16 protein-coding genes are annotated in these 17,717 nt (G+C 42.1%); 12 read left to right on the top strand and 4 right to left on the bottom strand.

Annotation, left to right across the window (positions count from 1 at the left end):
• Nucleotides 1-144: 144 nt before the first annotated feature.
• The 3 genes from glpK to ABE613_RS14860 all read left to right on the top strand — a co-directional run bounded on the left by glpK (nucleotide 145) and on the right by ABE613_RS14860 (nucleotide 5,412).
• On the top strand, nucleotides 145-1,644 hold the full coding sequence (gene glpK, locus ABE613_RS14870) for a glycerol kinase GlpK (protein WP_235232774.1): 1,500 nt from the start codon (nucleotides 145-147) through the stop codon (nucleotides 1,642-1,644).
• Between the two features lie 340 nt (nucleotides 1,645-1,984).
• Nucleotides 1,985-3,841, top strand: a complete 1,857-nt coding sequence (locus tag ABE613_RS14865) for an alpha/beta hydrolase (RefSeq protein ID WP_347376794.1) — start codon at nucleotides 1,985-1,987, stop codon at nucleotides 3,839-3,841.
• Between the two features lie 212 nt (nucleotides 3,842-4,053).
• A complete protein-coding gene (locus tag ABE613_RS14860; protein WP_347376793.1) occupies nucleotides 4,054-5,412 on the top strand; it encodes an MATE family efflux transporter in 1,359 nt (452 codons plus the stop codon).
• Between the two features lie 11 nt (nucleotides 5,413-5,423).
• Here ABE613_RS14860 and ABE613_RS14855 read toward each other — a convergent pair whose 3' ends face one another.
• Both ABE613_RS14855 and ABE613_RS14850 read right to left on the bottom strand, forming a co-directional pair.
• A complete protein-coding gene (locus ABE613_RS14855; protein WP_347376792.1) occupies nucleotides 5,424-6,251 on the bottom strand; it encodes a TrmH family RNA methyltransferase in 828 nt (275 codons plus the stop codon).
• Between the two features lie 108 nt (nucleotides 6,252-6,359).
• On the bottom strand, nucleotides 6,360-8,630 hold the full coding sequence (locus ABE613_RS14850) for a glycogen/starch/alpha-glucan phosphorylase (protein WP_347376791.1): 2,271 nt from the start codon (nucleotides 8,628-8,630) through the stop codon (nucleotides 6,360-6,362).
• A gap of 140 nt (nucleotides 8,631-8,770) precedes the next feature.
• Here ABE613_RS14850 and ABE613_RS14845 point away from each other — a divergent pair, with 140 nt between their 5' ends.
• On the top strand, nucleotides 8,771-9,658 hold the full coding sequence (locus ABE613_RS14845) for an AraC family transcriptional regulator (RefSeq protein ID WP_347376790.1): 888 nt from the start codon (nucleotides 8,771-8,773) through the stop codon (nucleotides 9,656-9,658).
• Between the two features lie 154 nt (nucleotides 9,659-9,812).
• Nucleotides 9,813-10,865 carry a helix-turn-helix domain-containing protein gene (locus ABE613_RS14840; RefSeq protein ID WP_235232768.1) on the top strand — a complete coding sequence of 351 codons (1,053 nt, stop codon included), beginning with the start codon at nucleotides 9,813-9,815 and terminating at the stop codon, nucleotides 10,863-10,865.
• An 84-nt stretch (nucleotides 10,866-10,949) separates the two neighbouring features.
• Here the strand turns inward: ABE613_RS14840 and ABE613_RS14835 are convergent, their stop codons facing one another.
• Together ABE613_RS14835 and ABE613_RS14830 are read right to left on the bottom strand one after the other, a co-directional pair.
• On the bottom strand, nucleotides 10,950-12,434 hold the full coding sequence (locus ABE613_RS14835; protein ID WP_347376789.1) for an AAA family ATPase: 1,485 nt from the start codon (nucleotides 12,432-12,434) through the stop codon (nucleotides 10,950-10,952).
• Between the two features lie 80 nt (nucleotides 12,435-12,514).
• Entirely contained in the window at nucleotides 12,515-12,922 is a 408-nt protein-coding gene (locus ABE613_RS14830; protein WP_235232766.1) for an RrF2 family transcriptional regulator, read from the bottom strand.
• A gap of 314 nt (nucleotides 12,923-13,236) precedes the next feature.
• Here ABE613_RS14830 and ABE613_RS14825 point away from each other — a divergent pair, with 314 nt between their 5' ends.
• The 7 genes from ABE613_RS14825 (at nucleotide 13,237) to ABE613_RS14795 (ending at nucleotide 17,651) form a co-directional block, all read left to right on the top strand.
• Complete coding sequence (locus tag ABE613_RS14825; protein ID WP_235232765.1) at nucleotides 13,237-13,896, top strand: amino acid ABC transporter permease; 660 nt, start codon at nucleotides 13,237-13,239, stop codon at nucleotides 13,894-13,896.
• The gene (locus ABE613_RS14820; RefSeq protein ID WP_347376788.1) at nucleotides 13,877-14,551 is read left to right on the top strand and encodes an amino acid ABC transporter permease; all 675 of its coding nucleotides are present in this window, start codon (nucleotides 13,877-13,879) and stop codon (nucleotides 14,549-14,551) included. Before ABE613_RS14825 ends, ABE613_RS14820 begins: the two co-directional genes overlap by 20 nt.
• A gap of 6 nt (nucleotides 14,552-14,557) precedes the next feature.
• Nucleotides 14,558-15,322 carry an amino acid ABC transporter ATP-binding protein gene (locus tag ABE613_RS14815; protein ID WP_328282599.1) on the top strand — a complete coding sequence of 255 codons (765 nt, stop codon included), beginning with the start codon at nucleotides 14,558-14,560 and terminating at the stop codon, nucleotides 15,320-15,322.
• A gap of 27 nt (nucleotides 15,323-15,349) precedes the next feature.
• The gene (locus ABE613_RS14810) at nucleotides 15,350-16,255 is read left to right on the top strand and encodes a transporter substrate-binding domain-containing protein (RefSeq protein WP_347376787.1); all 906 of its coding nucleotides are present in this window, start codon (nucleotides 15,350-15,352) and stop codon (nucleotides 16,253-16,255) included.
• 213 nt (nucleotides 16,256-16,468) lie between these two features.
• Complete coding sequence (locus ABE613_RS14805) at nucleotides 16,469-17,023, top strand: AzlC family ABC transporter permease (RefSeq protein WP_347376795.1); 555 nt, start codon at nucleotides 16,469-16,471, stop codon at nucleotides 17,021-17,023.
• Nucleotides 17,016-17,339 (top strand): branched-chain amino acid transport AzlD family protein, encoded by a 324-nt coding sequence (locus ABE613_RS14800; protein WP_235232761.1) that lies wholly within the window; start codon nucleotides 17,016-17,018, stop codon nucleotides 17,337-17,339. The genes ABE613_RS14805 and ABE613_RS14800 overlap by 8 nt, the downstream gene beginning before the upstream one ends.
• 12 nt (nucleotides 17,340-17,351) lie before the next feature.
• A complete protein-coding gene (locus tag ABE613_RS14795) occupies nucleotides 17,352-17,651 on the top strand; it encodes a hypothetical protein (RefSeq protein WP_347376786.1) in 300 nt (99 codons plus the stop codon).
• Nucleotides 17,652-17,717: the final 66 nt, after the last annotated feature.

The following is a 17,717-nucleotide window of genomic DNA, read 5'->3' as shown; positions in this document are numbered from 1 at the left end:
ATCGGCTTCGCCGCAAATTTTGAGCGATTTGTCAAGCGTTTTTTGCAAAAAAGTGGGTGATTTTTTGAGATAAGGGTCGGAAAGCCTTATAAAATCAGGGCTGAAGATTCCGAGAAGTTATATACTATGAAAGGAGGAATGCATATGAAGAAATATGTGATGGCGCTGGACCAGGGAACCACAAGTTCCAGATGTATTTTATTTGATCATCAGGGACACATCTGCAGTATGGCACAGAAGGAGTTTCGGCAGATATATCCGGCACCAGGATGGGTAGAACATGATCCTATGGAAATCTGGTCTTCCCAACTGGCGGTTGCAGCTGAAGCAATCAGTAAGATTGGTGCTACGGGTACGGAGATTGCGGCAATTGGAATTACGAATCAGCGCGAAACAACTGTGGTCTGGAATCGCCATACGGGACTTCCGGTCTATAATGCAATTGTATGGCAGTGCAGGAGAACCGCAGAAAGCATTGAAAAATTGAAGAAGGATGGATTTTCTGAATATGTACATAACACAACTGGATTAATACCGGATGCATATTTTAGTGCGTCAAAAGTTGCATGGATTCTTGATAACGTGGAAGGAGCAAGGGAAGAAGCAGAAGCTGGAAATCTGATGTTTGGAACGATTGATACATGGTTAATCTGGAATCTAACAAAAGGAACCGTTCATGTCACAGATTATACGAATGCGTCCAGAACTATGATGTATAATATCCATGATCTTTGCTGGGATGAAAAGATACTGGAATATTTTCATATTCCAAAGTCTATGCTTCCAAAAGTACGTCCATCCAGTTATGTATATGGATATACGGAAACAAGCGTGTTAGGGGGAAGTATTCCGATTACAGGTGCAGCAGGTGATCAACAGGCAGCTCTGTTTGGACAATGCGGATTTTCAGCAGGAGAGGTGAAAAACACATATGGTACAGGTTGCTTCTTGTTGATGAATACCGGTGAGAAGGCTGTAACTTCAGACAATGGGCTGTTAACTACAATTGCAGCAAATGCAGGGGAAAAGATTCAGTATGTTCTGGAAGGAAGTGTGTTTGTTGCTGGGGCTGGAATACAGTGGCTTCGCGATGAGATGCGTATGATAAAAAATGCGGCACAATCTGAGGAATATGCTGTATCGGTAAAAGATACCAATGGGGTCTATGTTGTGCCGGCATTTACGGGAATGGGTGCTCCTTATTGGAATCAATATGCAAGAGGAACAATCGTTGGTGTTACAAGAGGATGTAGTAAAGAGCATTTTATTCGGGCGGTTCTTGAATCTATGGCATATCAGACAAGAGATATTCTGGAAGTCATGAAGAAAGAATCAGGCGTAGATATTACCAGTCTAAAGGTAGATGGCGGTGCTTCTATGAATAACTTCCTAATGCAGTTTCAGGCAGATATATTAGATGTAGAAGTGCTGCGTCCGGAATGTGTAGAGACAACTGCACTGGGAGCAGCGTATCTTGCTGGAATTGCAGTGGGATATTGGAAAAATGTAGATGATGTTCTTGAAAACTGGGCACTTTCCAAGACGTTTGTTCCACAGATTGAAGAAGAAGAAAGAGAAAAGATACTGAAGGGATGGACAAGAGCTGTGAGAGGTGCTTTAGCATGGGCTGATGAAAAACATTGATTTTCGGACAATTATTACAAAAAGATTGACATAAAGGATGAAAAGAGATACAATTTAAACAAATAACAAAGACGAGTGACAATTATTGTATGAGAAGCGGAGACACAATAATCTTTTTAAGAGTATTGTGTCTTTTTTATGTTTTACTTTACGGGGAATATTTGGTATCACTAAAAGAAGGCTCATTACAATTAATCATTTTTTCTACATTTTCGATGACGGGGTCACGGGAATGTTGAATATATATCATTTCCACAAAATGGTCTTTAGAAATCTATAGTATAACATTTATAAGACTTTTATGGGGGGAAATGGCACAAAAGCAGAGGAGGAGATCAGAATGAGAAAAAAGATGACTGCAAAGAAATGGACAGTGGTTGCCTTGATTATCTGTTTAATCAGTATGATTGGCACATCGTTTGTTCAGACATGTAACCAGAAAATAAAAATTAAAAGTATGAAATGGGAAAGCCCACAAGGATGTCTTCTGAGCGCAGATTTGTGGATTCCGCCAAATGCAACGGCTGATACTCCGGCACCTTGTATTATTACTGTCGAAGGGTGGTACAATAATAAAGAGATGCAGGATATGTATAATGTTGAGTTGTCTAGACGTGGTTATGTTGTACTTACACTAGATATGCATGGACATGGCAATTCAGAAGCACTACCGTCAGATCGTTTGTATGAAGGAGCAGTTGGTGTGGATGCAGCAGTACAACTTGCAGCAACGCTTCCATATGTGGATGTGGAAAAAATTGGTGTTACTGGGCATTCTAGTGGCGGAACAGCTGCAAATATGGCGGTGGCAATTGATAATGAGCGCGAGAATCCATTAATTGCATGTGTACTTGAGCAGGCAGGTGACTGGCAAGATGACACAGGCGGAGACCACAGTGGTGATTATGGAAGCAGAAGTGTTGGGATTATCGCCAGTGAATATGATGATTTTTATTTCGGAACCTACGATGAAGAAGGTAATATGTTGACAACTCCAAAACAATTCATGAAGACAGATGGAGCAAAGAAGTTCTTGAACTTCAATGAAGAACCGAACAGTGGGTTTGAGGCAGAAGCAGGCAAATATTATACGAAGGATTTTGATGGAAAAGAATCTGTTCGTGTAATTTATCGCCCAACCTGTATTCATCCAGCAGTGACAATTTCATCTAAATGTGCGGGATATGCGATAGACTTCTTTGAAGAAACGCTTGGTGCGCCACATCCATTAGCAGCTACTAATCAGATATGGCAGTGGAAAACCGCATTTAATACACTTGGACTTGTTGGATTCTTCTTGTTTGTTATCTTCTTTACATTGGCAATGTTGGATACCGAATATTTTAAGACTTTGAATGCGAATGGAGAGGTTCAGCCGGTAGCGGTGACAAATAGACAAGGAAAAGCATGGTTCTGGGGCAGTACGATTGCATCGGTAATATTTTCTGGTGCATGTTTCCTGTTCTGTATTGAAAAAGTATACTCGAATACGACAGAATTCTTTAGTCAAACTGGACCTCTTACTATAGGTGCGTGGTCTGCTGCATGTGGGTTGTTTGCGATTCTGCTTATGGTGCTTTCTTATCAGATGTATGGAAAGAAAAACGGTGTATCCCTGCGAGAAAGTGGTGTGTTAATATCTAGGACTGAAGTATGGAAGACATTGCTTTTAGGTCTTCTGGTGGTGGGTGTGTCAATTCTTATAGTGTTCTGTGGTGCATATTTCTTTAAGGCTGACTTCAGGATATGGATATTGGCAATTAAAGCTTTTGATGCGGATAAAGTTGTAATCGCTCTGAGGTATCTTCCAATGTTCCTGTTGTTCTATATGGCGCATTCTGTATCAATGAATTGTTTCAATTATAATACGATCGGAGGTGAGAAGGGAAATACAGTACTTCTTTGCTTTGCCAATTCTCTGGCACCAATTGTATTGACAGCGGCACAATATATTTATTTCTATGTAACAAGTCGTCAGTTGTTTGGACTTAGTGAAGGCGAAAGAATAGCCCCGATCTGGTTGATACCTATTATATTCATTTTGTTTGGTGCGGCATTGATGTCAAGAATTGTATATAAGAAAACGCGAAATCCATATATTGCTGGATTAATCAATGCAATGCTCATAACGATTATCAGCTGCTCTAACACATTTACAACATTAAGTGCTGGATCTATGATTTGTACAACATTCTAGAAGGGAAAATCAATAAAGAAAATTTTTAGTGTAGAACAGGGAGAGTGGGCTTTAAAGCTTGCGCTCCTTGTTTTGATGTCGAAGGAAAAGAAGAACTGGTAAATCATTGACTTTCCAGATATTAGTTGATACAATGTGGATGCTAAAAGAATTAGTCCTTTGCCGTAAGGCGAAGGGCTTTTTAATGTTTTGCATCTGGAGGAATATCGAGAATGAGAGAAAAACTATTTTCAGATAAAGTATTTTGGGGTAAACTTTTACATCTAGCCGCGCCGATTGCCTTACAAAATCTGATGCTGGCGTCGGTGGACGCAGCCGATGCACTTATGCTTGGGCGTGTGACTCAGAATTCTATGTCAGCAGTGTCTTTGGCAACACAGATTCAGTTTGTTCAGAATATGGTGCTGATGGCAATTGTATCTACGATTGTAATTTTGGGAGCGCAGTATTGGGGAAAGAAGGATACAGATACGGTAAATGATATCTTTTGTATTGGACTTCGTCTGAGTGTAGCGGCATCTTTTATCTTTTTCATTGGATGTATCTTTTTTCCGCGTTATCTGATGATGATATTTACGAATGAAGAAGCTTTGATTGTCATTGGAATACGATACCTGAAGATCGCAGGATGGTCTTATCTGTTGACGGGAATCTCTCAGTGCTATCTTGCAATCATGAAAGTCAGTGAGCATGCTGGACAAACGGCACTTGTCAGTTCTGGTGCGGTTATTATTAATATTGTACTGAATGCAGTATTTATCTTTGGTTTATTTGGAGTACCGGTAATGGAAGCGCAAGGGGCAGCACTTGCAACTTTGATTTCGAGAGTGATTGAACTATCTTGGGTGGTCATTGTTTCCTATCGAAAAGGATATATTCATCCGAAATGGAACCGGCTGTTTAAAAGAAACCGTTTGCTGTCAAAAGATTTCCGAAAGTGTGTACTTCCGCTTCTGGGGGCAAGTCTCTTTTGGGGAGTCGGGTTCACTTCTTATTCGGCGTTTATGGGGCATCTTGGGACGGACGCGACTGCTGCCAATTCCATTGCAGCAGTGGTCAGGGATCTGGTGTGCTGCCTGTGTAATGGCCTTGCCAATGGAGGTGGAATCCTTGTAGGCAATGAACTTGGTGCAGGGCACCTGGAACGGGGGAAACAATATGGAGATCGGCTGGTAAAGATTGCATTTTTAACTGGCTTTTTGTCTACTGCAATTATGCTTGCGGTAACACCATTCGTCACGAGATTTGTGAAGATGACAGATCAGGCGAGCTGGTATCTGGTCGGAATGATGATTATCATGGCATTTTACATGATTGGGCGTACTGTGAATACGATTATCATCAATGGCATCTTTTCGGCCGGAGGAGATACGATCTTCGATATGTACAGTCTGGCTGTCTGTATGTGGGGAATTGCCGTTCCACTGGCGGCAGCAGGTACATTTTTCCTGCATTGGCCAGTGTTGGTAGTATATGCATGTACTTGTCTTGATGAAGTTGGTAAGATTCCGTGGGTCATGTACCATTATCGCAAATACATATGGGTTAAGGATCTGACAAGAGAGTGGTAGTTCCAGGGGGATTACCTGCTCCCAAGCTGCCAGAATGCAACAGCACTGGCGGCGGCGACATTCAGAGAATCTACGCCGTGAGACATGGGAATCTTCACAGTATAATCGCAGTCGGCAATGGTGCTGGCGGCAAGGCCATCACCTTCGGTTCCGAGAATGATAGCCAGTCTTTCTTCTGCCATCAGTTCTGGATGATCGATGGAGACGGAGTGATCACTTAGCGCGAGGGCTGCCGTTTTATAGCCGGAGGCTTTGAGATTCTGAATTGCAGGCTGCGGCCATTCGGATTCTTCCTGCCCGAGAAATGTCCATGGAATCTGGAACACACACCCCATGCTGACACGAATGGCGCGGCGGTATAATGGGTCGCTGCATGCAGGGGTCAGAAGAACCGCATCCATATTCAAAGCGGCAGCCGAGCGAAAGATTGCACCGATATTGGTGGGATTCATTACATTTTCCAATATGGCAATCCTGTGGGCATCTCTATAGATAGACGAAGCTTCCGAAAGCTTTGGCCTGCGCATAAGACAGAGTGCACCCCGAGTCAGATTGAATCCGGTTAGCTGTGTCAGGACAGCAAAATCGGCGGTATATACGGGTATATCTCCACAGCGTTCAATGATAGATCGAGCTTCACCAGCGATGTGCTTTCGTTCCAGAAGAAGTGAAACAGGAACGCATCCTGCATCCAGGGCGCGTTCAATCACTTTAGGACTCTCAGCAATGAAGAGTCCTTTTTCTGGTTTATCCCGGTTTAACAGTTGTCGTTCTGTGAGTCGAGCGTAAGGATCTAACTCGGGTGCATGAAAATCGGTAATTTCTATGATATGTGGCATAACAAACTCCTTAAAAATGGTATAGGGATATTATAGCTGTTTTGTGACATATACGCTATAATATTATAACAAAAGCGCCTATTTTAGGCGCTTTCTTTGACTGAAACTTTATTTGGACAGATGCCAGATATCCTGATTGTATTCTTCAATGGTTCTGTCGGATGAGAAGAATCCGGCTTTGCTGATATTAATTAGTGTGCGGCGTGCCCAGTCAAGCGGGTTGGCTGCGTAATCCGCAATTGCCTGATTCTTACGAACGACATATGCATTGAAGTCTGGCAGAGTCTGGAACCAGTCTTTGCCGCATAGTTCATTGCGAAGGCGAACCAGATTCTCTTCCTGACCGATGTTCAGCATTTCCTCAGAGGTCAGGAAATCAATGGCTCTTTTGATGTTCGGATCGGCTTCGTACCATTCATGGGCAGAATAGTCTCCATTAGCGTATCTGCGGATGACCTGATTACTGCTCTGACCGAAGATATAGATGTTGTCGTTGCCGACAGCCTCTGCAATCTCTACATTGGCTCCGTCCATGGTTCCAAGGGTAAGAGCGCCATTCAGCATGAACTTCATGTTTCCGGTACCGGAGGCTTCTTTGGAAGCAAGACTGATCTGTTCGGACAGATCACATGCCGGTATCATCATCTCGGCAGCAGTCACGTTATAATTTTCGATAAACACAATATGAATCCACCTGGAGACTTCTGGATCATTTTCAAATAGCCTGGACAGAGTAAGCAATGCGTGGATGATATCCTTTGCCAATGTGTAAGCAGGTGCCGCTTTTGCACCAAAAACAGCCGTGATTGGTGCAGTTGGCAGATGACCAGATTTGATTTCAAAGTACTGATGAATCAGATACAAAAGATTCAGCTGCTGACGTTTGTATTCATGAAGTCTCTTGGACTGGATGGTGAATAAGCTGTCGGGATTGACTTGAATGTCCTGCTTCTGTTGCAGCCATTTTGCAAATGCAATCTTATTATCCTTTTTTATCTGCATGAGTTCGCGCAGTACTTTTTCATCATCAACGAACCTGGCAAGCTTTTCAAGTTCGGAAGCATCCTGCTTAAATCCTGGTCCAATCAGATTTTCGATAAATGCTGTCAGTTCAGGGTTGCATTTGATAAGCCAGCGGCGGAAAGTGATTCCATTTGTTTTGTTGTTGAATTTTTCTGGGTACAGGTTATAAAAATGATTCAGTTCACTATTCTTTAAAATCTCGGTGTGTAATGCGGCAACACCATTCGTACTATGGGAAAAATGGATATCCATATTTGCCATATGTACCTGCTGATATTCGTCAATGATGGCAACGGATTTGTCATCGGTTCTTTCCTGGACGATTGTATCCAGCTTTTTGATGATTGGCACCAACTGAGGAACAACTGTCTCCAGATAAGTTTCCGGCCATTTTTCCAGGGCTTCTGCAAGGATTGTATGGTTCGTGTAAGCGCAGACATCTGTGACGATGGCGACTGCTTCTTTGAATTCAATTCCTTTTTCTTCCAGGAGACGAATGAGTTCTGGAATGACCATGGATGGGTGAGTGTCATTGATCTGGATTGCTGCATAGTCAGCAAGATCGTGGAGGTTGCTTCCGCGTTCCATACATTCTTCGAGAATGAACTGAGCTCCGGCACTGATCATCAGGTATTGCTGGTAGATGCGAAGCATACGTCCTGCATCATCGCTGTCATCTGGGTAGAGGAACAGTGTAAGATTCTTGGCAATATCCGTCTTGTCAAATGAGATTCCCTCGGCAATGATGGAATCGTCGATGGTGTCGAGGTCAAAAAGATTTAACTGGTTTGTACGTCCATTGTAGCCGGTAACAGCAATTTGATATAAACGGGCTTCGTATTCTTTCCCTGCAAGAGAAACTGGATAAGTCTTTTCTGTTTTTTGTGCCCAGTTATGGCTCCCCAGCCAAAAGTCAGGACTCTCGCTTTGCAGTCCGCCTTTCAGATTCTGATGGAAGAGGCCGCAGTGATAGCGAAGTCCGATACCATCACCTGGAAGATTCAGAGTGGCAAGGGAATCAAGAAAGCAGGCTGCTAGACGTCCAAGACCGCCATTCCCAAGACTTGGTTCCGGTTCAGTCTCTTCCAATCCGCCCATCGTCTTTCCATTTTCCTCCAAGATCTCTTTTACATCATCGTAGAGTCCCAGATTAATCAGGTTGTTGCTTAAGAGTTTACCGATCAGGAATTCGGCAGATATATAATATAATTTGCGTCCGTTGACTGGTTGGATATGTTGTGCACTTTCATCATTGACAATCTGAAGTAGAGCAATGTAGAGGTCTTCGTAAGTGCAATCTGTGAGTTCTTTTTGACAGAGTTCTGTAAGTTTCTTTTTGAGTTCACATTTTGTCATGGATAGAATCTCCTTTCATTTACCAAAATCAGAAATATTACTCTTTATATTTATCACATTTATCATGAAAAAGCTTGTATAATACGACTGAAATATTGTACAATCCTATCATTAAAGAAAATCGAAAGAAGTTGTAAAAATTGGGAAAAGTTGAAAAAATAAGTAAAATTACATATGATGCCTACTATGAGAACAAAAGACATTCTGATATTATGTTCGCATATACTGTCTATCCGTGTACTATACCGCAGGATTTCTCTTTTGTGCCGCTTCACTGGCAGGATAGTTTTGAGATTATCTATGTGAAGCGTGGAGAAGGCCAGATCCAGGTAGATTTTGATACATTCAAAGCGCAGGCCGGGGACATCTTTATTGTGATTCCTGGACATCTGCATGGAATCCGACAGTTTGAAGAGAGTCGGATGGAGTATGAAAATATTATTTTTGATAAGGACTTTCTGGGAAATGCGATTGTGGATACTTGCAGTCAGAAATATTTGCAGCCCCTTCTGGAAGAAAAACTGTATTTTCCAGTACGAATCGGAAGAAATCATGAATTGCACGAAACGGTCAGCAGCTATCTTGATATGGCGGATGTTCTGTGTGACAAAAGAACGAGAGGGTATGAATTCGGCGTAAAAGGCTGTCTGCAATTGTTTTTTTCCAGCCTTTTTCAGATCTCGAAGGAGAAGCAACGTGGTATGGAAGATAAGAGTATGCAGAAGATTAAAACGGTGTTGTCCTATATGGAAGAGCATTATGACAAGAAGATTACGATAGAAGAAATGGCAGCAGAGTGTGGGTACAGTGCCAGCCATTTTATGCGGTGGTTTAAGGAGATGACAGGGACAAGATTTGGCAATTATCTGATAGAATTCCGGCTTGGAAAGGCCGCATATGCGCTTCGGACCACCGAGGATACTGTGTTGGAAATCGCAGAGCAGACGGGATTTAATAATTTATCGAATTTTAATCGCTTATTTAAGAAGAAATATAAGATGACGCCAAGTTCTTTCCGAAAAAAATAAGCGACGATTCTTAACTTACGGTTAAAAAACTCCCCTTACAATTTAATATCTGCTCAATAGGCAGAATAGAAGCCATCTGCTACAATACAGTTAGAAGCATGAAGATGTGCAGAAGAAGGCCTTCAAAAATAATGAAAAACGAGGAGAGACCATTATGGAGATGAAAGATGTAATTCGTAAGAAGCGAAGGGAATGTGGACTTACGCAAGAACAGGTCGCAAGTTTTCTTGGAGTGTCTACACCTGCGGTCAACAAGTGGGAAAGTGGTGTTACTTATCCGGATATTTCGTTACTTCCATCGTTGGCACGATTGCTGAAGACAGATCTGAATACGTTGATGTGTTTTCGGGAGAATCTGACGCAGGAAGATATTGCCGGAATTATGAATACAATAGTGGAGACTGGCAGAGAAGAGGGAATGGAGAAGGCATTTCTCTTGGTTCAGGAACAGGTAAAAGAATATCCATGCTGTGCAGAGCTTCTGTGTCAGATGGCGACTTTACTGAAAGGAATGGTGATGATACTGCCTTGTACCGATGAACAGATACAAAAGAATCATGCGTATGCTTCAGAATTATATGAGCGGGTGGTGCAGTGTGATGATCCGGTCTGTGGGAATCGTGCAAGATATATGCTTGCCTCAGAAGCAATCCAGAATGAAGAGTATGACAAGGCACAAGAATTGATTGCTCAGCTTCCAGAATATAATACTTTGGATAAGAGACAGCTGCAGATCTCTATGTATATGAAACAGAGAAAAAATGCAGAAGCTGCAGAATTACTGGAATGTAAATTGAACTTTGCCCTTCAGGAAGTATTCTTATTATTAAATCATCTTGCAACGGTTGCTGTCTGGGAAAATGACAGTGAGCGTGCGTGGGAACTGGCAGAATATAGTCAGAAGGTAATGGGAATATATAACTGGAAGTACAGCATGAATACAGTAGCACTTTCTGTTGCAATGGAAGAAAGGGATGCCAGGCGTTGCATATCCATATTAAAGGAGATGCTGGAAGCTTTGTCTAAGCCATGGGATATTAGCAGCTCGATTCTTTATTCGCATATAAAGAAAAAGGAAGCAGATACAACTTTCCAGAGTCAGATGATAAGATCATTACTTACAGCAATGGAAAAAGATGAACAATTTGAATTTCTGTGGGAGAATACAGAGTTCAGAGAGCTATTGGAAAGGTATAAGACAGAATAGGAATTTATTTTAAAATATCAATAAAGAAGGACCTTGCCAAATAGAATTACATAAGCTGGCAAGGTTTCTTTCATTATAATAATATTAAGACAAAAGTTCTCGAACCATCTGTGCATCAAAGGCTACAGAATCTACATGCTCGACTTCAATCTGATATAATGCATTGGCTGCGATATGTTCAGCTGCCTGTTCAAGATCACGGATTCCGCTGGTGTTTTCATGAAGCTTAATGACAGCATCCAGACCATCTGGAGTCAGGCTGCATTCGTCTTTTCGCATACCGATTCGTTTCAGGACCTTTGGAAGAGCATATTGTGAGAAGATTACTTTTTTCTCATCGGCAGTATAGTCTGGGATCTCAATGACAGCAAAACGAGACATCAATGGTGCACTGATCTGATCTTTGTCATTGGCAGTCGCAATCGGATAGACGCCGACGGTAGGAATCATACATTCAATATAATTATCCGTGAATCCAAGGTTGTCCAGAAGGGTCAGAAGGACATCGGCAGGGTTGCCGTTCCCCTTGCCGGAGGCAGCCTTGTCTAATTCATTGATAATAAATACCAGGTTCGATTCGCCCGCCATGGAAAATGCATCCATAATGATACCAGGTTTTGCATTGGCGTAGATACGGGAACTACCGGTTAGCTGTTCCGGATCATTGATGGAGCTCATATCCAGAGTGGTCCAAGGCAGTTTTAAGATACGGGCTACAGCGTAAGCAATCTGTGATTTGCCGGTTCCGGCCGGACCGATCAATAACAGACCATAGGCCGGCAATGTATGGGTACGGTTTATCTGGATGATTGTCTCGATGATTCTCTGCTTGACACGTTCCATGCCGTAGAGTTCTTCGTCAAGAATACGGCGAGCTTCTTCTGGGTCGATGGCTTCAAAGTAATTACTCTTCCATTGGATATTCATCATCATAGAGAGGGCTCGCTGTGCGTGACGGCGTTCTTCAGGTGAGACTTCATTAGAACGGGCAACTGCCAGATTCCTTCTTGCCCAGAGACGAATGTTATCTGGTAAAGTCCTTCCGGCACAATTCATAAAGTCGGTAATACTCTGAAGGCTGGTGAGTTTCATGCTGTCACCGGCTTCTTCCTGATCTTCGTCTACAACCTCTTCGGTAGGAGCGTTGCTTAAAAGCAGACGTTCGATCATGAACTGAAGAAATCCATCTTCTGCAGATAATTTAGATCCACCGCCGAAAGCAATTTCACGAATCTTATATACAGCGTATCCATCTTCACGGTTGACACCGGACAAGCGAACATTAATATGGTTCTCGCCTATCCATTTCAAGAGACTTACGAAACGAGCATCAATCTGAAGAATATCGGAACTGATCGTACCCTCTTCTTCTTTGAATTCAAAGGATGTACGCTTAATAGGATTGGTAAATACACCACAAGAGTGATGTTTTAAGTTCTTACCCTGGTTGTCGAGAATAAGAATTGGTTGTTCCGGTGAGACATCGGATGAATTGGTACGGAAAACTGTATAAGTACATTCGGAAACTTTTGCTTTTTCCGGAGAATTGCTAAAATCAAAAACTGGCATGAAAAGACCTCCTAATTCGGCATAAAATTTTCTTTAGTTTAGCATAAAACGAATGATTCTGCTATAATTCCAGGCAATATTTATAGATTCCCGTTTAGCACATCTTCCAACGTTATATTGTAAAAAAAGTCATGAATGACAGAATCATATTTTTGCCATAAAGGTAAAGTCATACAAGTGTCTTTTCTGGGACAAGGATCAGCGTCAGGCAGCATACAGGCAACCGGCGCAAGTGGTCCTTCTGTTAATTCTATAATCTCTCCGATGACATATTCTTCTGGTGAACGCGTGAGCATATAGCCTCCACCTTTTCCGCGCAGACCTTTTATAATTTTCCCTTTTACGAGAGCCTTTAAGATAATTTCCAGATATTTTTCGGAGATATCCTGCCGGGCTGCAATATCTTTCAATGGGATATATCCATCCTGCTGGTTCTGGGCAAGATCAATCATTACTCTAAGAGCATAACGGGCTTTTGTTGAAATCATAAGACTACCTCCAATCTAAAGTTATTATATCCAGTTATAAAAAATATTTCAATAATAACCCAATAAACATATTGACATAGTAGGTTAATAGTGATAATATGCTTACAAGAAAAATGAAAGGAGAAAAGGTCATGACAAAAAACTGTTGTAAGAACTTATGTTGTTGTCGAATGTTGATTTACCGGATATACTGCGTGATAAGGTGCAGCAGCAGGCTTTGTTGTGCTTAGAGATCTTATCTGTGAAAATGTATGTATATCCGGGGGAATGTATCCTCGGTTTTTTAATGCTTTTTTTGAAGGAGGAAAAGCACAATGAACTGGGAATTTATATGGAAATATCTGCCTATGTATGAGCGGGCCGCGTGGCTCACCGTACGGATCGGCTTTGCCGGAGTTGCATGTGCCATCATACTCGGTCTGATCTGTGCAGTCGTACAGTATGAGAAGATTCCTCTTTTGAAGCAAATAGTGGCTGTATATATAGAACTCAGCAGAAATACACCGCTGCTTGTCCAATTGTTTTTTATCTATTATGGACTTCCGAAGATAGGAATTCAGACGGATGCCGAGACATGCGGAATTGTGGGGCTGGCTTTCTTGGGAGGGAGTTATATGGCAGAAGCATTTCGAAGTGGATTGGAAGCCGTTGCAGATATCCAGACAGAGAGTGCATTGAGCCTGGGTATGAATCGGTTACAGGTTATGCGGTATGTGGTCCTGCCGCAGGCAGTTTCCATCAGTGTTCCGGCATTTATGGCAAATGTAATCTTTCTGTTGAAAGAGACGAGCGTATTCAGTGCTATCAGTTTAATGGATCTGATGTTTACAGCAAAAGACTTGATCGGACTTTATTATAAAACAACGGAAAGTTTGTTTTTATTGGTAGTGTTTTACCTGCTTATACTGCTTCCGATATCAATATTAGGAAGCTTATTGGAAAGGAGGCTGCGCTATGCCGGATTTGGGGCTTGAGGTCCTACTGAAAGGACAGAATTTTGTCAGGCTGCTTACGGGTCTTGGAGCAGCACTTAGAATCAGTCTTATCGCTGTATTGATCAGTATTCTGTTAGGAATCTTGCTTGGAGTATTGATGACATGGAAACATCCGGTCGTTAAGGCAATCCTTCGAATTTATCTGGAGATTGTCAGAATTATGCCTCAGATGGTCTTATTGTTTCTAGTGTTTTTCGGAACAACAAGGGCCTTTGGCTGGGACTTATCTGGAGAAAATGCATCGATTATTGTATTTTCCTTCTGGGGAACGGCTGAGATGAGTGATCTTGTAAGAGGAGCACTGATCAGCATTCCAGTACATCAGTATGAGAGCAGTGAGGCGCTGGGAATGAGTAAAGCACAGACTTATTGGTACATTATTATTCCTCAGACACTGCGAAGATTGATTCCACTGTCTATCAACTTGATTACCAGAATGATTAAGACGACGAGTCTGATATTGATGATTGGCGTTGTTGAGATCCTGAAGGTAGCACAGCAGATCATCGAAGCAAATCGAATGTCCAGTCCGAATGCTGCATTTGGAATCTACCTGGTCGTATTTTTACTATATTTTCTTGCCTGCTGGCCAATCAGCATGTTCGCAAGATATCTGGAAAGAAGATGGAGGTGACGAGTCGTGGCAGAGTCATTGCTTACAATAGAACATCTGGTCAAGCGATATGGTGACCATGTGATCCTGAATGATATTGACTTGAGCGTCAAAAGAGGAGAAGTTATCGTGGTCGTAGGACCAAGCGGATGTGGAAAGAGTACACTGCTGCGGTGTATGAATGCGTTAGAACCGATTCAGGGTGGAACGATTAAGTTACGAGATGAGACCATTGATCCAAAGAGCAGATCACTGACCAGCCTCAGACAGAAGATAGGAATGGTGTTTCAAAGTTATGATCTGTTTCCACATCTTACGGTGTTGGATAATGTTCTGCTGGCGCCGATGAAGGTGCAGAAACGAAAGAAAGAAGAAGTTACAGAAGAAGCGATGAAGCTTCTGGAAAGAGTTGGATTACACGAGAAAGCAGGCAGTTTCCCAAGGGAGCTGTCCGGGGGACAGAAGCAGAGGGTTGCGATTGTCCGTGCACTGTGCATGCATCCTGAGATTCTGCTTTTTGATGAAGTGACGGCAGCGCTGGATCCGGAGATGGTCCGGGAAGTGCTGGATGTTATCTTAGATCTGGCTGCGCAGGGGCGTACCATGATCATTGTGACGCATGAGATGCAGTTTGCACGTGCTGTCGCAGACCGAGTGTTACTTCTGGATGGAGGAAAGATTATAGAAGATGAGCCGCCGGAGATATTTTTTGAGAGTCCAAAAACAGAAAGAGCAAAACAGTTCTTAAATACTTTTACATTTCATGCAGTAAAAACTGTAGCAAAAAAATAGATGAATTAGATGGGAGATTATTATATTATGAAAAATTTGAAATTGAAAAAATTAATATCGTTAGTTGCAATCGTATCTACAGTCATTGCATTGACTGCGTGCGGAAGCTCAGGAAGTTCTGAAGAAGAGTCCTCAGAGGAGACAAGTGGCGCTGTGGAATCAGAAGAAAGTTCTGATGTTGTTTATCGTACTTTGGATGAAATTAAGGAAGATGGAACGATTAATATCGGTGTATTTTCTGATAAGAATCCATTCGGATATGTGGATGAGAATGGAGAGTATCAGGGATATGATGTATATTTTGCGAATAGAATCGGAGAAGATCTGGGCGTGGAAGTGAACTTTGTATCTACAGAAGCGGCAAACCGTATTGAGTACCTGCAGACCGGAAAGGTAGATGTGATTCTTGCCAATTTCACAGTAACTGATGAACGTGCAGAAGAAGTTGACTTTGCATTGCCATACATGAATGTAGCCCTTGGTGTGGTATCACCGGACAGTAATGTAATCGCGAGTCTGGATGACTGGAACAGTGATGACCAGATTATCGTAATTTCCGGTACAACGGCAGAGACTTATCTCACAGAAAATTATCCGGATATTCCGTTACAGAAATATGATTCCTACGCAACTGCAAAGAATGCACTGGAGAATGGAAATGGTGTGGCATGGGCGAACGACAATACAGAAGTAATCGCATTTGCATTGCAGAATGAGGGCTACACAGTCGGTATCCCTGAACTTGGAAGCAAAGATACGATTGCACCTGCTGTTTCAAAAGGAAATGATACTTTGCTGGATTGGATCAATGAGGAGATTCAGTCACTGGCAGATGAACAGTTCTTCCACAAAGACTATGATGAAACTCTGGTGGATACCTATGGCGAGGATTATAAGGAAGAGTTGGTTGTAGAAGGTGGAGTGACTGAGTAAAACGAAACGTACAGATGAATCATATAAGCGGCGGAGAACATGCTTCGCCGCTGATTTTCAATAAGACGAAATGGATGGTCCCAGATGAAAAAAGAAATCTTAAGAAATGCATTTATCAAATCAATACCAATCTTGTGCAGTTATCTGTTTGTCAGTATGGCGTATGGAATCATGATGGAAGAGGCGGGATTTGCATGATATGATTCTCTATTCATCAGTATGACGGTGTATACAGGAGCATTCCAGTTCCTTTTGATTACTTTTTTAAGCAGTGGTGCGTCCATACTTACCATTGCATTGACGGCTTTTTTGATGAACAGCCGACAGACATTCTATAGTCTTACCTTTGTGGATGAGTTCCGGCACATGGGAAAGAAAATGCTCTATATGATTCATACCATGACGGATGAGACTTATGCGGTCAATCTGACTCTTGATTCAAAAGGAAAAGAGAAAGAAGATACCATGTTCCTGATCGCATTGTTCTCCAGGTGTTACTGGATGGTTGGAGCCGTCGCAGGAGGGATTCTGGGGCAAGTGATTCCATTTGATCTGGAAGGAATTGATTTTTGCATGACGGCATTATTTATCATCATCTTTATTGACCAGTGGGAAAAGTCAGAGAATCATCTTTCTGCTTTGGCAGGCCTGGCAGTGGCACTTTTCTGTCTGTTCGTAATTGGAGAGAAGAATTTTATGCTTCCGTCATTACTTGTTATCTCGGGGATATTACTGCTTGTCCAGAATGGAGGAATGAAGAGTGAATAAAAATGATATCATTCTGGCGATTCTGGTATCTGCAGTTATTACATTCGCGCTTCGTGCCCTGCCGTTCGTGGCTTTTCGTAACAGAAGAAAGATGCCAAAGAAACTGATCTATCTTGGGAAGATACTGCCTTCTGCTATCATGGCAGTGTTAATCGTATACTGCCTGAAAAGTACAGTGGCGGACTGGAAAGGACATGGGGTGCCGGAATTGACAGCGGCAGCAGTGACAGCAATCAGCTACAAATGGAAGCATAATACATTGGTTTCTATCGCATTAGGAACAGCGTGTAACATATTATTATTGCATCTGGTATAGAGGAAGAGTGCTATGAAAAATACAGTGTTAGAGGAAGCAATTTATCATCGGTATATTGTACCAACGAAACGAAAAAGGACAAAACTTGCCGGACTGGAATTTGAGCTTCCAATCGTAAACAAAGATAACAGACCGGTTGACTTTGAAATAATCCATAAAGTGATGGATGCTTTTGTCCGGGATTTTTCTTTTCAGAAAATCGGCAGAGATGATGATGGATTCATCTATTCTGCCATCCATGAGCAGACAGGAGATGGATTGGTCCTATGTCAAGATTTAGTACAAGTTAAAATGAGGTTTTCCTCATCTTAACTTGCCATCAGCAATTCGTCTTTCTGGATTCTACGATACAGTTCTTCATAATCATTTGGAGACATA

Source organism: Dorea chungnamensis, from assembly GCF_039832125.1.
Classification (GTDB): Bacteria; Bacillota; Clostridia; order Lachnospirales; family Lachnospiraceae; genus JAFBIX01.
The sequence above is the reverse complement of the archived record's forward strand: the minus strand, read 5'-3'. Positions and strand labels throughout refer to the sequence as shown.

Bases quoted from the DNA above. Each gene is read 5' to 3' on its own strand.
- glpK (WP_235232774.1), top strand. From the start codon at position 145: ATGAAGAAATATGTGATGGCGCTGGACCAGGGAACCACAAGTTCCAGA.
- ABE613_RS14865 (WP_347376794.1), top strand. From the start codon at position 1,985: ATGAGAAAAAAGATGACTGCAAAGAAATGGACAGTGGTTGCCTTGATT.
- ABE613_RS14860 (WP_347376793.1), top strand. From the start codon at position 4,054: ATGAGAGAAAAACTATTTTCAGATAAAGTATTTTGGGGTAAACTTTTA.
- ABE613_RS14855 (WP_347376792.1), bottom strand. From the start codon at position 6,251: ATGCCACATATCATAGAAATTACCGATTTTCATGCACCCGAGTTAGAT.
- ABE613_RS14850 (WP_347376791.1), bottom strand. From the start codon at position 8,630: ATGACAAAATGTGAACTCAAAAAGAAACTTACAGAACTCTGTCAAAAA.
- ABE613_RS14840 (WP_235232768.1), top strand. From the start codon at position 9,813: ATGGAGATGAAAGATGTAATTCGTAAGAAGCGAAGGGAATGTGGACTT.
- ABE613_RS14835 (WP_347376789.1), bottom strand. From the start codon at position 12,434: ATGCCAGTTTTTGATTTTAGCAATTCTCCGGAAAAAGCAAAAGTTTCC.
- ABE613_RS14830 (WP_235232766.1), bottom strand. From the start codon at position 12,922: ATGATTTCAACAAAAGCCCGTTATGCTCTTAGAGTAATGATTGATCTT.
- ABE613_RS14825 (WP_235232765.1), top strand. From the start codon at position 13,237: ATGAACTGGGAATTTATATGGAAATATCTGCCTATGTATGAGCGGGCC.
- ABE613_RS14820 (WP_347376788.1), top strand. From the start codon at position 13,877: ATGCCGGATTTGGGGCTTGAGGTCCTACTGAAAGGACAGAATTTTGTC.
- ABE613_RS14810 (WP_347376787.1), top strand. From the start codon at position 15,350: ATGAAAAATTTGAAATTGAAAAAATTAATATCGTTAGTTGCAATCGTA.
- ABE613_RS14795 (WP_347376786.1), top strand. From the start codon at position 17,352: ATGAAAAATACAGTGTTAGAGGAAGCAATTTATCATCGGTATATTGTA.